This is a genomic window from Streptomyces sp. NPDC007971, from assembly GCF_042958635.1.
GTDB lineage: Bacteria > Actinomycetota > Actinomycetes > Streptomycetales > Streptomycetaceae > Streptomyces.
The window spans coordinates 367,021-380,593 of the sequence record NZ_JBIBJK010000002.1; the positions used below are offsets into that span (position 1 = coordinate 367,021).

At 70.3% G+C, this 13,573-nt stretch carries 15 protein-coding genes; 3 read left to right on the top strand and 12 right to left on the bottom strand.

Annotated features, from left to right (window positions below):
* Positions 1–407 precede the first annotated feature (407 nt).
* From ACFZCP_RS05475 to ACFZCP_RS05490, 4 genes are all read right to left on the bottom strand, one after another.
* Positions 408–560, bottom strand: coding sequence for a hypothetical protein (locus ACFZCP_RS05475; protein WP_391424256.1), 153 nt, complete (start codon positions 558–560; stop codon positions 408–410).
* Positions 561–698: 138 nt separating this feature from the next.
* Positions 699–881 (bottom strand): NAD(P)H-binding protein, encoded by a 183-nt coding sequence (locus ACFZCP_RS05480; protein ID WP_391424257.1) that lies wholly within the window; start codon positions 879–881, stop codon positions 699–701.
* Positions 882–900: 19 nt separating this feature from the next.
* Positions 901–1,359: a Rid family hydrolase gene (locus ACFZCP_RS05485; protein WP_391424259.1), complete on the bottom strand. Its 459-nt coding sequence runs from the start codon at positions 1,357–1,359 to the stop codon at positions 901–903.
* A 19-nt stretch (positions 1,360–1,378) separates the two neighbouring features.
* Positions 1,379–2,887: a monooxygenase gene (locus tag ACFZCP_RS05490; protein ID WP_391424260.1), complete on the bottom strand. Its 1,509-nt coding sequence runs from the start codon at positions 2,885–2,887 to the stop codon at positions 1,379–1,381.
* Between the two features lie 65 nt (positions 2,888–2,952).
* Between ACFZCP_RS05490 and ACFZCP_RS05495 the strand changes: the two genes are divergently transcribed.
* Positions 2,953–3,615 (top strand): TetR/AcrR family transcriptional regulator C-terminal domain-containing protein, encoded by a 663-nt coding sequence (locus ACFZCP_RS05495; protein ID WP_391424262.1) that lies wholly within the window; start codon positions 2,953–2,955, stop codon positions 3,613–3,615.
* An 81-nt stretch (positions 3,616–3,696) separates the two neighbouring features.
* Entirely contained in the window at positions 3,697–3,837 is a 141-nt protein-coding gene (locus ACFZCP_RS05500; protein WP_391424264.1) for a hypothetical protein, read from the top strand.
* Here the strand turns inward: ACFZCP_RS05500 and ACFZCP_RS05505 are convergent.
* Complete coding sequence (locus ACFZCP_RS05505; protein ID WP_391424265.1) at positions 3,834–3,959, bottom strand: hypothetical protein; 126 nt, start codon at positions 3,957–3,959, stop codon at positions 3,834–3,836. The genes ACFZCP_RS05500 and ACFZCP_RS05505 overlap by 4 nt on opposite strands.
* Before the next feature lie 436 nt (positions 3,960–4,395).
* Here ACFZCP_RS05505 and ACFZCP_RS05510 point away from each other — a divergent pair, with 436 nt between their 5' ends.
* The gene (locus ACFZCP_RS05510) at positions 4,396–5,811 is read left to right on the top strand and encodes a DUF1254 domain-containing protein (protein WP_391424267.1); all 1,416 of its coding nucleotides are present in this window, start codon (positions 4,396–4,398) and stop codon (positions 5,809–5,811) included.
* Between the two features lie 283 nt (positions 5,812–6,094).
* On the opposite strand, the gene ACFZCP_RS05515 is transcribed toward ACFZCP_RS05510, so the two are convergent.
* From ACFZCP_RS05515 to ACFZCP_RS05545, 7 genes are all read right to left on the bottom strand, one after another.
* A complete protein-coding gene (locus ACFZCP_RS05515; RefSeq protein ID WP_391424269.1) occupies positions 6,095–6,868 on the bottom strand; it encodes a calcium-binding protein in 774 nt (257 codons plus the stop codon).
* 586 nt (positions 6,869–7,454) lie between these two features.
* A complete protein-coding gene (locus tag ACFZCP_RS05520; protein ID WP_391424271.1) occupies positions 7,455–8,213 on the bottom strand; it encodes a hypothetical protein in 759 nt (252 codons plus the stop codon).
* Between the two features lie 34 nt (positions 8,214–8,247).
* Entirely contained in the window at positions 8,248–8,721 is a 474-nt protein-coding gene (locus ACFZCP_RS05525) for a hypothetical protein (protein WP_362680960.1), read from the bottom strand.
* Between the two features lie 11 nt (positions 8,722–8,732).
* Positions 8,733–10,007, bottom strand: coding sequence for an MCE family protein (locus tag ACFZCP_RS05530; protein WP_391424273.1), 1,275 nt, complete (start codon positions 10,005–10,007; stop codon positions 8,733–8,735).
* Entirely contained in the window at positions 10,004–11,287 is a 1,284-nt protein-coding gene (locus tag ACFZCP_RS05535; protein WP_391424274.1) for an MCE family protein, read from the bottom strand. The genes ACFZCP_RS05530 and ACFZCP_RS05535 overlap by 4 nt, the downstream gene beginning before the upstream one ends.
* A complete protein-coding gene (locus ACFZCP_RS05540) occupies positions 11,284–12,393 on the bottom strand; it encodes an MCE family protein (RefSeq protein ID WP_391424276.1) in 1,110 nt (369 codons plus the stop codon). Before ACFZCP_RS05540 ends, ACFZCP_RS05535 begins: the two co-directional genes overlap by 4 nt.
* Positions 12,390–13,391, bottom strand: a complete 1,002-nt coding sequence (locus tag ACFZCP_RS05545) for an MCE family protein (protein WP_391424707.1) — start codon at positions 13,389–13,391, stop codon at positions 12,390–12,392. Before ACFZCP_RS05545 ends, ACFZCP_RS05540 begins: the two co-directional genes overlap by 4 nt.
* Positions 13,392–13,573: the final 182 nt, after the last annotated feature.

The following is a 13,573-nucleotide window of genomic DNA, read 5'->3' on the forward strand; positions in this document are numbered from 1 at the left end:
CTCGACAGGGAGCGCAAAGGGGTCCCGCCACTACGTCGCCTCGTAGGTCCCGGGACCTGCGCCAGGGCGGCGCACGGCTCTCCGGTCCCCACATGGCGGCAGGAGAAAAAGCTGTCGCGGCGTCAGAAGCCTTACGTCACGGGGCAACGGGCGCGCGGGTCGGCCGGGCGCAATCCCGGGACGCGCGACGGAATCCGTATCCGGGTCAAGACGGACAAATCCTTAGATGTCTGCCATGCCGCGTCTACTAAGTGTGCCGGTTTGTTGGAGGGGCGCTGTGACCGACGTCATAGAACGTGAGCTTCCGCTTCTCTCGCGCCCCACCGGCCCCGGGGCGCCCGCTCAGGGAGTCACCCTCGGCGCTTGGCGGCATCCCTCACCGCCGAGCCGCCGCCGCTCAGGCCTGATCAGGACGGACGCCGGGGCCACCGGCCGGGCCCGCCGTGCAGCCCGGCGAGCGGCGCGGGGGAGAGGCCGGTGGGTTCCTCGCCCGCCTCCAGCGGCGTGTCCGCCGCACCCGGTGGCTTCGGGACTGTGCGGGCCGGGCTGTCGTCAGCCACGTGAACGAGGTGCGTGCCCGTCGTGGAGTGCCGGCTGCGCTCCGGCCCCTTCCGCCGGCTGAACTCGCCGACCTGATGGAGCGGTCTGGTCCGGATCTTCTCCGTCTCGGGCGCCGTGCCGGCCTGCTTCGCCGCCCGCTACGCCGACGTCGTCTTCACCGACCAGCGCGACCTGCCCGGCGTCACCACGGTCAGGCGGGGGTCCGGCGGCAGGCCCTCCGACCGCCGCATGAAGGCGGTGACACGGTGCCCGTTCAACAGCGCACGGTAGACGACCTGGCGGCCGATCCCGCCCTTGGCACCTACGACGAAGAGACGCAATGCGGCACCTCCTCAGCACTCACGGCCGGTGGGCGGCACGGGGCTCATGACGTCCTCGGCTGCCGGGACCGATGACGCGGGCTCTGCGCGCAGCGCCGCGACCACCTCGACCTCGACAGGTACTCCGGTGCAAAGAGGGCGGGCACGCCCACGAGCGTGCTCGCGGGGCCTGGGAGACACCCGCTCGCAGCGGTCCGAAGATCGCGGGCAGCAGTGCGGGGCTGTAGTCCACGACGTAGACGGTTTCCTTGACGATGTCGTCGCGGGTGGCGCCGACCGCCGCGAGGGCCGCCTCGATGTTGCGGACGATCTGCGTGGCCTGGGCCGCGTGGTCGCCGGGCCCGACGGGCGTGCCTTCGGCGTCCGAGGCGACCTGGCCCGACAGGTGCACCAGCCGCTCTCCGTCGGTGGTGACGACCTGGCTGATCATCCCGGACGGACTGTGCACGGGCGGCGGGTGGACGCGTTGTACGGACATGAACGTGTCCTTCCGGCACTCAGGAGGGCGTTCCGGCCCAGGCGGTCAGCGCCGCGCGCCGCTCGTTGCGGCGTGCGGCGAGGTCGGCGGTGCGCGTGGCCCAGGCGATGTGGCCGTCGGGGCGTACGAGGACCTCGGTCACTCCCTCCAGGGCCGCGTGGTCGTCCCGCTCCGTGACGGTCACGGCGGTGACGCGTGAGCCCCAGCCCGTGACGACCGCCCCGGGCTCCGGGTCGCCCGCGAGACCGAGGTGGACGAACCGGCCCTGGGGCAGCAGTTCGTAGACCCGGATGGCCTCCGACGCGGTGGCGGTCAGCCCGATGTCAGGCATCCGCCGCCCCGCCAGTGGGTCGGCGCCGGGGGCCGCCGGCGGATAGGCGGTGCCGAGCGCGGAGACCTGAGCGGCGAGCTTGCGGTTGACCTCCTCCATGCGCAGGAGGTCGTCGAAGAGCTTGCGGAGGGCCGCGGCGGGACGCTGGTACTGGCGGACCAGCGTCAGCTCCGCGAGCAGCGTCTGCACCTCGGTGTTCTCGGTGACCGCCTGGCCGACCGGGTTGCGCTCCTCGTCGTAGCTGTCCAGCAGCCCGGGCGGCGCCCAGCCGTTGACAGTGGCGGCCAGCTTCCAGCCGAGGTTCATGGCGTCCTGGAGACCGGTGTTGAGTCCCTGGCCCGCCGCGGGGAAGTGGATGTGGGCGGCGTCACCCGCCAGCAGGACCCGGCCGGAGCGGTAACTCTCCGCGAGCCGGGTGGCGTTGCCGAAGCGCGAGAGCCAACGGGGCTCGGAGATGCCGCAGTCGGAGCCGCAGATCCGGATCAGGGACGCACGGAACTCCTCCAGGGTCACGGGCTCCCGGGCCGGCACCCGCATCCGCTCCGGATCCACGTAGACCAGCCGGGTCAGGCCGTCCTCCAGTGGCGCGACCAGGACGCCGGATGCCCGGGCCGCGCCGAGGAGCGCCGGGGCGGCGTCGAGCACGGCGAAGTCGCCGAGCACACCGGTGAGCGTCTCGGCGGTGCCCGGGAAGCCGATCCCGGCGGCCTCCCGCGCCACACTGCGCCCGCCGTCACAGCCGACCGCGTACCGGGCACGGACGGTCTCGACGCCGCCGGGACCCCGCACCTGCACCTCGACCCCGTCGCCGTCCTGGCTCAGACCGGTGACCTCGTGTCCGCGCAGGACCTCCACACCCAGCTCGCGGGCCCGCTCCGCGAGCAGCGCCTCGGTGCGCGCCTGGGCGATGAAGAGCGTGTAGCCGTGCCGGGAGTCCAGCGCAGAGAAGTCGAGTTGGGTGGGGAGCTGGGCGAAGTGCCAGCCGGGCACGGTCCGGCCGAGCGACAGGAACCGCTCGAGCAGCCCGCGCTGGTCCATCAGCTCCACGCTGCGCGGATGCAGGGTGAGTGCCCGCGAGTCCCGCTGCGGCTCGGTGCGCCGCTCCAGGATCCGGGTTCGCACACCGGCCAGCGCCAGCTCGCACGCGAGCATCAGCCCGGTCGGTCCCGCACCCACCACGATCACATCGGCGTCCATCGGAGTCACCCCTCCCTAATTAGTGAACGACGTTCACGTGAACGCCGTTCACTATAGTGAGGCACATGAGCTCCACGTCAAGCCCCACCCGAGGCCGGCCGCCACGACTCGACCGTGCGCGCACCCTGCAGACAGCCCTTGACCTGCTGGATCAGTCAGGGCTCGACGCACTGACCATGCGGCGGCTCGCCGATGCGATGGACGTGCAGGCCGGCGCGCTGTACCGCTATTTCGCGACCAAGCAGGACCTGCTGACGGCGATGGCCGAGCGGATGATGGACGGCGTCGCGGATGCCGCCGCTGAGGCGCGCGGCGGCGACTGGAGCGAGCGGCTGGCCGCCCTCGCCCGCGCGATGCGTGCGGCCCTGCTCGCCCGCCGTGACGGTGCGCGGGTGTTCGCCGGTACGCACTCGACGGGGGCGAACATCCTGGGCTTCGCCGACACGGTCGTCGGCGTCATGCGCGAGGCGGGCTTCCCCGACGACGACGCGGCACGGACGCTCTACACCCTGGCCAACTTCACCGTGGGCCACACCCTGGAGGAGCAGGCCGCCCTCCAGCCGGGAAACGGAGACCCGGCGGACCCGGGTGTCCTCGCCGACGCGGTCGCGGCTGGGGCGTACCCGCACCTCGACGCAGGCCTGCCCACGCTCACCAGCACGGACTTCACCCGGCTCTTCGAGTTCGGACTGGACCTGCTCATCGAGGGGCTGAGGGCGCGGCGCTGAGTCGCGGCCGACGCGCCCCCAGGACCTGACCGGGACGCCACGCCGGGTGCAGAGGCGGCCCGGGAGGGGCCCAGGGTTCCGATGAGACGCTCGAACCGGGAGCGCGAGCCGGCCTCCGGTTCCCTGGAACCGGATCCGGCCGCCGCCCTCAACCTTGCGCTCGGCCACCCGGTCGACGCCCTGCGCCGTTGGCACCAGCCTGACCCGGCCCTGGGACGTTAGGGGCAGCCCGGCAGGGCCCGGTAGTCGGTGGCGCGCTCGTTGCCCGGGGTGTCGGGCTTCAGCTTCTGGTGCTCGTTGCCGTCCCGAGCCTCCTCCAGCAGGCCCCAGCGGGTGCCGTTCACCGACTTCCAGATCTCCCGGTCGTGGACGGGTTCCAGCGACCCAGCCCGCCAACGGGTGTCAGGGGAGCGGTGCTGCTTGCTTCTGCCTAAACGGCAGAGGCAAGCAGCATGCATCGCCGTTTTTCGCCGTTCCGCCGTACGCGTGCGATTCACACCCGCACAGCGGGAGGAGTCCGTCCTGGGCCGTGATCGCCCCCGGTGAAGGAGGACGGGACTTCTCCGGCTGCGTCGACCGGCAACGCGGGGGAGGATGGTCGCTGGGGGGGAGGGGGCTACGCGGCCGGGGTCTGGAGGCCTTGTCCTCGATGCTGTTGAGCGAAGTGGTGCCGATATGCCCGAACCATCACAGAGCCCTGTCTGGCGGCGGATCCCCGAGGACATGGCCGGCGCGGCGGCCACGGTGGCACGGGCCGCCGGGCGCGCAGTCCTGCATCCCATGTCCACGATCGATCGCGCGCGCCATCTGCCCGAGATCGTGCCCGCGCTGGGTCAGGCCGTGAAGCCGATCCTGACGGGGCGCATGGACGACTGGCGTGGTGAGTACGCCTACACGCTCGGTGAACAGGCGTTCGTCTATGGGTTTCCGTACATCTACAACGCCCAGCTGAGGCACGACTGGGTGACGCAGCCGCGGAGCCCGTCGACGGTTCCGTACGCGCCCGTCAACCACTTCTGGCACGCCGAGAATCTGCTGGACGCGACCTACCGCGACGGCGGGTGTCCCAACAATGACACGCTGTATTCAGCGGCCTGGGTGAATCTCGGCAGCGAGCCGGTCATCCTCTCCCATCCGGACATGGGTGATCGGTACTTCACCTTCGAGCTGGTGGGGATCACGTCCGACAACTTCGACTACGTCGGTCAGCGCACCACTGGTTCCGGCGCGGGCAGCTTCGCCCTCGTCGGCCCGGACTGGGAGGGAAAGGGAAAGCTTCCCGCCGGGGTGCGGCGTCTGAAGAAGGCCCCCAGCCCCTGGGTTCTCGTCCTCGGCCGCACCCTCGTCAGCGGCCCGGACGACGTGCCACACGTCCGGGAACTTCAGGAGCAGTTCCGGCTCATCCCGCTCAGCCTGTTCGGCAAGCCGGACGGGAAGGTCCCCGATGACCGTGACGTCCTGACGCCGATCCCGGCGGAGGAGGATCCCCTGGGGCCGTGGAAGACCCTGAACGCGATGCTGGCCGAGAATCCTCCACCGCCCCATCACCACGTCCTTCTCCAGCAGTTCGCCCAGATCGGCATAGGTCCCGGCCTCGACGTCGAGGCTCAGCCCGACGCGGTCAAACGAAGCCTGATCCGGGCCGCCGCTGTCGGCGTGCCCCTGCTCAAACAGCAGATCCTCAGCGGCGACTGGGCCCACCTTGTCCACGGCTGGCGCTACCCGCCCCCGCAGATGGGACGCTTCGGCGACGACTTCCTCAAACGCGCCGCCGACCAGTCGCTGATCGGCATCGCCGCCAACGACCCTGCCGAAGCGGTCTACTTGCTCAACTTCGACGACGCGGACGGCAACAAGCTGGCCTCCGAAGGCCGGTACGAACTGTACTTCACCAGCGGCGCCCTGCCACCGGTCGACGCCTTCTGGTCGTTGACCGCCTATGGGGAGGACATGAACCTCATCCCCAACCCGCCCGACCGCTACTCGGTGGGAGACCGCAGCACCGGCCTGCAGTGGGACGCGGACGGCGGACTGACCATCCACCTGCAGAGTGAGCCGCCCGGCCAGGGCAAGGAAGCCAACTGGCTGCCCACCGCGAAGGACGGCACCTGGTTCGTGGCCCTTCGCATGTACCGGCCCCGCCCCGAGGTGATCGACGCGACCTGGGAGTGTCCCCCGCTGACCCGTGTCGCCTGACGATTCAGCACTCGGCTGAGCCACCACCGCCCCGGCGAGGAGTTCGATCCCGCGCCTGCGTGGCTGCGGTCCAACGCGTGCGCGTGTGCCATTGCCGGACGCTGCCGTATGCCGCCGTCCGGGCTCGTTGACGTCAGCGTTGGATGTCAGCGGAACAGCTGCGGCAGCTGGGTGACGGCCCCGCCAAGCAGCTGACGGCCCCGAGACGGCCCCAGCACGGCATCAAGCCCCCACCGACGGAGAACCCGTTGGTGGGGGCTTGATCAGTGCGTGATACCTCTGTCTACCGCACGTCTACGTAGTCCCCGGCGGTCTTGACCGTCGCGGTCGTGCTGGTGCCGGAGAAGTAGTAGCGCCAGTAGCCGTCGCTGGCAGCTGTCGCGGTGGTCTTCAGGTTGCCGGTGCTGTTGGTGTACACGGTTTTGACCGTCGTGTAGGTGTCTGTTCCCGCTTTGCGGAACTGCAGCTTGACCGGCTGATTGGTGTAGCCACGGTAGTCGTGGGTCTCCCAGTTGGCGCGGGTCAGTTTGCCGGTGACGGTGATGGTCTTGCCCTTGGCGACCGGCTCCGGCGAAGCGTTGACGCTGAGCTTCGAGTAGCGCTGGATGTTCGTGTACTTGTAGGCATCTAGGGAGATGCCGCCGTTGCCCTTGTCGAAGGCGTCGACGCCGACCTTCCACTGCCCGGCCCAAGAGTTCTTCTGCAGGTCGCGGGGGTTGAGGGTGAAGGGGACGACGCAGGTCTTCGTCGCGGCGTCGACGGCTGTGCACGTAGGACGGCCGAACGGCACCGTCATGTCCGTGTCTTCTTCCTTGGGGCCGCCGTGCCACACGAACACGCGGGCCGTTTCGATGCCGTCCGGATCGGTGGCGGTCACCGAAGCCGAGAAGGTGACCGTGTTGGAGATGCCGACCACGATGGGCTTGCCGCCGTCGACCGTGACGCTGGTGATCGTTGTGTCGCCGCCCCACGACTCGTCGGCCTGAGCCGTTGGAGCGCTTGCGACGGCGAGTGCCAGGGCGCCGGACAGAGCGGCACCTATGGCGATTGAGCGCATGTAGTCCCCAGGAAAATCAGGCCTGCCGGTCGAGCCCCCGCCGCAGGCACCACGATAGATAGCGGGAGCGTACTGCGTTCACGCCAACTTGGCTGATTGTCCACCTGTACGTCAGTCGCCACACCCAGCGCGACCAACATCGCGGAAAACCGGACCACCTGCACGACGCCCCGGGGCACACCGCGGACCGCAAGCTCACAAGGGCCAAGCCTCCAGGGAGGCAGGTCCCGAGACGCGATCACTCCGTTCTCGTCCGATCGTTCCCCGTCTTTACTCGGCCTTCCATTCCCATGAGGTTCCCATTGAGGGCTCCACGAGCCCGTGGGAACGAGGGCGGGGGAGTCGGCCGACACCGGCTGCAAGGCCGGTGTGGGCGCCACCTCTGCGGCGCGCGCCGTGCAGCGGGCCGGCACGAGAAATCCCACAACTGCCCGGCGGGGGACCACATCGGTATCGCTGGGCGGCTTACGTGGCTCAAGCGTGGCCGTCTGCGGTCACAGCGGTGGCACTCCCCTTCGGGCCGCACCCCATTCCCCACGAAAAAGTGCCCTCGCGTGACTGCGCGAGGGCACTTACCAAGGCCTGGTCAGAGGGCGTCGACGCCGCTCACCTTCCAGCCGTCGGAGGTGCGGGTGAGCGTCATACGCACCCGGTTCAGGTCCAGCCGGGGCTCCGGGACCCGGGTGCTCTGGGTGACCTGGTTGACGAAGAGCAGGACGACGGCCTGGTCCGGTGTGGCCGACACGACGGAGACCGCCGGGGCGCCGCCGTCGGCGGGTGTGGCCACGGTCGCCTTCACCACGCCGTGGTACTTCGTCGCGGTCGGCGCGACCACCGCCTTCGTGGTCTTTCCGTACTGGTCGCGGAAGTGCCCGGTCAGCAGGGCGCGGGCTCGGGAGAAGTCCCGTTCCAGGTGCCGGTAGTCGTACGACAGCACGACCGGCGCCGCCTTCCGCGCGGCCGCGAGGGCCTCGCCGCGGGCCTGCTCAGCCTGGCGCCCCTGCCGGTCATGCCACCCGAGTACTGCGGCCGCAACCAGGGCCGCCACGAGGACGACGCCCAGCGCCGCGGTGAGCATGCCCCGCTCGGCCTTGCGCGGGGGCGCGCCGTCCTCCGGCTCCCCCTCGAACGACTCGGGCGACTCGGGCTCCGGCGGATCCTCCCAGCCGTTCGCCGGGGCCTCGACGAGCAGGGTGCGCCCGGAGGGAGTCTGCTCTTCCTGGCGGGCACCGCGCTCGGGGCGCGCGGGCCGCCCGGTGCGCTTGGCTGCCGCGCGGGCGGCCGCCGTCATGGTGCGGCGGGCCGGTGAGCCGGTGCCGCGGGTGCGGGAGGTCGGGTTCGCCACGGTGTCTCTCCTCATCGATGGCCTCACGAGTGGGTCAGCCCACGAACGCGACGTCGGAGGTCAGCCAGCGGCCGGCCACGCGCGCGAGGTCGAGCTGGAGCCGGTAGGTGCGCGCCTGGCCCTCGGGCGCGGCGGTGTTGGTCACCTTGCTGTCGGCCACGACCAGGACCCGGGCCGAGCGCGCGTCGGACCGCACGATGCCCGCTTCCAGGACCTGCCCCTCGGACACCGACTTGTTCTGCGCGACCAGCTTCGTCAGTTGTGCGGTCTGCGCGGCGAACTCCTTCTTGAACTCGCCGGTGGCACCCTTCAGCACATTGCCGCTGTCCCGGTCGTAGTGCCGGTAGTCGAGCGAGGTGAAGCTCAGCGCCGACTGGCGAGCCGCCGCCAGGATGTCCTGGCGGCGCTGTTCCGCCGCGTGCTGGTCGGACAGCTTCAGGCCCAGCCAGACACACGACACGCTCGTCAACACGGTCGCGGCGACGAGCCCCGCCGACAGCAGCCTCATGCGTCCGCCCCTCACGCCATCGGTCCCACGAGCAGCCATTGCCACGACTCCTTTCCGAACACGGTCTGTTCCCCGCCCGTCGAGCCGATCTCGACGGGCGTTCCGTCCGGGCCGGTCACGGTGCCGGTCTCCGGGTCGTACGGGGCCACGAACGCGGCCTGGTCGGCGCTGTACCGACCGGTCGTCGCGCCGGGCGCGTTCTGCGCTCCGCGCACCGAGGTCTTGCTGCCGCGCGGTGCCGTGCAGTGCGCGGCGGTGTTCGCCGGGCGCGTGCCGGTGTCGGCGGGGTCGCGCCGCTGGGTGCCGTAGCCCTGGGTGCATGCGGGAGGGTTGTCGGCGTTCACGGTCAGCCCGAAGTGGGTGGTGCCGTCGCCGGGGATGACCGTGTAGCTGCCCGCGACATTGAGCGGGAGCGTGACCAGGGCCTGTTCGACGCCGGGCAGCCGGGCCACGGTGATCTGGCCGCCGCTGATGAGGTTGGCCAGGAGGACCGGCACGTGCGGCCGCGTGGACTTCAGCAGGGAGTCGACCTCCTGCGCGGCGGGCACAGTGGTGTCGATCAGCCGGCGCAGATCGCCGTCGCTCGACTTCAACTGCTCGGTGAGCGCGGCAAGATCGCGGGAGAACGACTTGATGGCCGAGCCCTGGTCGGCCTGTGTCCTGAGCACCTTCCGCGAGTCGTCGATCAGCGAGACCGTCTGGGGGAGCGACTCGGATGCCGACTCCACCAGCGCGTCGCCGGAGTCCACCAGCCGGCTCAGGTTCGGTCCGGTGCCGGCGAACGCCTTGCCCAGCTCGTCGACGGTGACCCGCAGATCGTCCTTGCCCACCGAGTTGACCAGCCGGTCGAGGCTGAGGACCAGGTCGGTGACCGGCAGCGGGGTCCGGGTGCGGCTGCGCGGGATCGGGCTGCCGTCCGTGAGGTACGGCCCGCCCGACCGCCGTGGCTGGAGGTCGACGTATTGCTCCCCCACCGCCGAACGGTCGGCGACGACCGCGAGCGTGTCGGCCGGGATCTTCGGAGCGCCGTCTTCGATCTTCAGCGCCACCGAGACCCCGGACCCGGTCAGCTGCAGGTCGCCCACGCGGCCCACTGGTACACCTCGGTAGGTGACTTCGGCGCCGGGGAAGACGCCTCCGGACTCGGCGAAGTCGGCGCGCACGGTGTAGCCGCGGTGCAGGACGTCGTCCACCAGGCCCGTGTATCGGGCGCCGACGTACGACACCCCGAGGGCGGTGACGGTCGCGAAGGCGAGCAGCTGGGCCCTGACCGTACGTGTGATCACGGCAGCATGCCCTTCAGCATCAGCTCGGCGAGTCCGAGATCGACCCCCGGCGGGAGGCGACGCGAGCCGCCCCCGGTGCCGTAGGCAGCGGTGCACACCGGCGGGCACAGCAGGGTGCTGCCGTCGGAGGGTGCCGAGGGCACCACGGGCGCGGAGGGTACGGAGGGCACGGACGGGGTGCCAGGCAGGGACGGGGTGGACGGGAGAGGGGTGGGAGTGGGAACGCCGGGAAGATGCGGCGTCCCCGGCGCCGGGGACTTCCCGCCCTTGCCCGGCTTGCCGGTGACGTTGCCGTAGAGGTCCGCCAGGTCGAGGTCGGCGGTGATCTTCAGGTTGACGTAGTCGCCCTTGACGGCGTCCGTCGCGTTGCGCGGGAACGGGTAAGTGGTGAGGATTTCAAGGGAGTTGGGCAGGTCGTCGCCCGCCTTGTTCAGCTCCTGCAGGATGGGCTGGAGATTCTTCAGGTTGGCGACGGCGTCGTCGTGGGTGGCTTTCACCACCCTGGTGCCGGTCTTGCCGAGCCTGGACAGGGCGGTGAGCATCTTCGTCAGGTCCTTGCGCTGGTCGGCGAGGGCCTTCAGGGCGGGCGGCATGGTGTCGACGGCCAGGGCGATCGTCTTCTTCTCCTTCTTCAGCCGCTTTGCGAGCCGGTCGACGCCCTTCAGCGCGCGCACGATCTCCGCCCGCTGGTCGTCGAGGCCGCCGAGGAACGTGTCGAGCTGCTTCAGCAGGGACCTGACCCGGTCCTCGCGGCCGCTGAGGGCCTTGTTCAACTCGACGTTGATCGTCTTCAGCTGGGCCACCCCGCCTCCGTTGAGCAGCGCGGACAGGGCCGACAGCACCTCCTCGACCTCCGGGTTGCGGCCGCTGCGGGACAGCGGGATGCGGTCGCCGTCGCGGAGCCGCCCGACGGGCCGCGTGCCGGCCGCCGCGGACAGGGCGACGTACTTCTCGCCGAGCATGCTGGTCTGCCTCAGATCGGCGACCGCGTTGCCGGGCAGCTTCACCGAGTCGGCGATTCTGAGCCGCACGCGGGCGTGCCAGCCGTCCAGTTCCACCTTCTCGACCGTGCCGACGGTGACGTTGTTGACCTTGACCGCCGACTGCGGCACCAGGTCCAGGACGTCCCGGAACTCGACGGTGACGTGGTAGGCGTGACCGCCCGAGGCGGCGCCGCCGGGGAGCGGGACGTCGTACCAGCCGTTGAACTCGCAGCCGGTCAGTAGCAGCGAGCCGACCGCCATCCAGGCGGCCACCCGCCCCTTGCGCTGCACGCTCATGCCGGTGCCCCCAGAATTCCGCCGAGGGTCTTGTCGACCGTGCCCGTCGACGCCGGGGCCGACGGAACCTTGGGCAGGGAGTCGAAGAGCTTCTTCAGCCCGGCACAGTTGTCGTGGTCGTCGCCGGTCGTCTTCAGGATCGAGCAGAGAAGGGATGACGGATCCTGCGAGGCTTGTCCGTTGTTGCGGGTGTCGAGGGTGCCGGCGGCGGGGTTGTAGGCGTTCTGCAGGTTCGACAGGCCTGTGGGGGCGACGGTCAACAGCTCCTCCAGAGCGTCCCGTTGGGTGACGAGGACCTCGGTGACCTTGGCCAGGCCCTTCACGTCCGAGGTCAGCGCCTTCTTGTTGCCCTTCACGAAGCCGGACACGTCGCCGAGTGCGGCGGCCAGGTACTTCAGCGTGGCCGCGAGATCCTTGCGCTCTCCGGCGAGCTGCCCGGCCACGTCGGCGAGGTCGGTGTTGAACGACCGCACGCTGGTGTCGTCCGCCGCCAGCGCGGCCGTGAACACCTGAAGGTTCCGCACGGTCCCGAACAGGTCGCCGCGTCCGTCGGACAGTGTGGTGACCGCCTGGGACAGGTCCTCCACTGTCTGGTTGAGGTTCTCGCCCTGCCCGTGGAGGTTGTCCGCGCTCACCCCGAGCAGCCGGGACAGCGAGCCCTTCTCGTTGGCGCCGTTCGGGCCGAGCGCCTCGGCGGTGGTGTGCAAGCTGTCGAAGATCCGGTCCAGCTCGACGGGGACGGCCGTACGGGACTCTGGGATGACGTCTCCGTCCCGCAGCACCGCGCCCTTGCGGTACACCGGCAGCAGCTGCACGTAACGGTCGCTGACCACCGAGGAGGTGACGATAGCGGCCTGTGCGTCGGCGGGGACCTTGCGGCCCTGGTCGTATTCCAGCTCCACCCGCACCCGGTCGCCCTCCGGCGTGATCTTCCTGACCTCGCCGATGCGGACGCCGAGGACGCGGACGTCGGAGCCGGGGTAGATGCCGACGGTGCGTGGGAAGTACGCCGTGACGCGGACGGGGCCGGCGCTCGGCCACAGGACGACGGCGAGGCCGACGACGATCGCGAGCACGGTGAACAGGGCCGGGAGTCTGCGGGTCATCGGGTGCCTCCCGTCCGTGGCGTGACCGGGGCGGCGACCAGGTTCTGGATGTAGGAGTCGAACCAGCGGCCGTTGCCGAGGGTGTTGGTGAAGAGCCGCACGTAGGGGGCGAGCAGCCGGACGCTGCGGTCGAGGGTCGCCTGGTTGTGTTCGAGCATCGTCACGAAGGTGTTGAGGTTCTTCAGTGCGGGCCCGATCTCCTTGCTGTTGTCGTCGACCAGGCCGGACAGCTCGATGCCCAGCAGCGCGGAGCTCTTGAGCAGCTTGTGGATTGCCGCGCGCCGCTTGTCGATCTCCTTGAACAGGGCGTCACCGTCCTCCACCAGGGCGGAGAAGTCCTTCGTGTGACCGGCCAGCACCTCGGTGACTCCGTTCGCATGGTCGAGGAGCCCGCGCAGCGCCTTGTCACGGGCGGCGACGGTCCGGGAGATCCGCGCCAGCCCCTTGACCGACGCCCGCACCTCCTCGGGGGAGTCCTGGAAGGTGACAGAGATCGTGTCCAGTGCCTTCGCGAGCCGGTCCGTGTCGACCTTTTCGGTGGTGGTCGTCAGGTCGCTGAAGGCTTGGACGACGTCGTACGCCGACACGGTCCGCCGGAGCGGGATCTGGCTGCCCGGCTTCAACTGGCCGGGCCCCTTCGGGTACAGGGCCAGGTACTTCGCGCCAAGGATCGTCTTGACACGGATCGACGCACCCGTGTCGGTACCGAACGTCGGACGGACCTTCACTTTGAAGGTCACCTTGACGTGGTCGCCGTCCAGGTCGACGCCCTCGACCTTGCCGACCTTGACCCCGGCGATCCGTACCTCGTCGCCCGGCTTGAGCCCGCCGGCCTCCGAGAAGGCCGCGCTGTAGGTGTCGCCGCCGCCGATCAGCGGCAGGCTGTCGGCGTTGAAGGCGGCAAAGGTGAGCAGCGCCAAGACGGTGAGGCCGACGGCGCCGACGACGACCTGGTTGCGCTCGCGGAAGGGCTTCAGGCGTGGGCGCTCGAGCCGGATCCTGGGCAGCTTCGGCGGCAGGACGCGTACCTTCACGAGGGGTTCGGGGCGGGGTTTGCGTTTCGGGAGCAGCCTGGGAAGTTTCGGCAGCTTCGGCGGCAGGACGCGTACCTTCACGAGGGGTTCGGGGCGGGGTTTGCGTTTCGGGAGCAGCCTGGGAAGTTTCGGCAGCTTCGGCGGCA

Bases quoted from the DNA above. Each gene is read 5' to 3' on its own strand.
- ACFZCP_RS05525 (WP_362680960.1), bottom strand. From the start codon at position 8,721: ATGAGGCTGCTGTCGGCGGGGCTCGTCGCCGCGACCGTGTTGACGAGC.
- ACFZCP_RS05535 (WP_391424274.1), bottom strand. From the start codon at position 11,287: ATGAGCGTGCAGCGCAAGGGGCGGGTGGCCGCCTGGATGGCGGTCGGC.
- ACFZCP_RS05500 (WP_391424264.1), top strand. From the start codon at position 3,697: ATGAGACGCTCGAACCGGGAGCGCGAGCCGGCCTCCGGTTCCCTGGAA.
- ACFZCP_RS05510 (WP_391424267.1), top strand. From the start codon at position 4,396: ATGTCCACGATCGATCGCGCGCGCCATCTGCCCGAGATCGTGCCCGCG.
- ACFZCP_RS05495 (WP_391424262.1), top strand. From the start codon at position 2,953: ATGAGCTCCACGTCAAGCCCCACCCGAGGCCGGCCGCCACGACTCGAC.
- ACFZCP_RS05485 (WP_391424259.1), bottom strand. From the start codon at position 1,359: ATGTCCGTACAACGCGTCCACCCGCCGCCCGTGCACAGTCCGTCCGGG.
- ACFZCP_RS05490 (WP_391424260.1), bottom strand. From the start codon at position 2,887: ATGGACGCCGATGTGATCGTGGTGGGTGCGGGACCGACCGGGCTGATG.
- ACFZCP_RS05540 (WP_391424276.1), bottom strand. From the start codon at position 12,393: ATGACCCGCAGACTCCCGGCCCTGTTCACCGTGCTCGCGATCGTCGTC.
- ACFZCP_RS05515 (WP_391424269.1), bottom strand. From the start codon at position 6,868: ATGCGCTCAATCGCCATAGGTGCCGCTCTGTCCGGCGCCCTGGCACTC.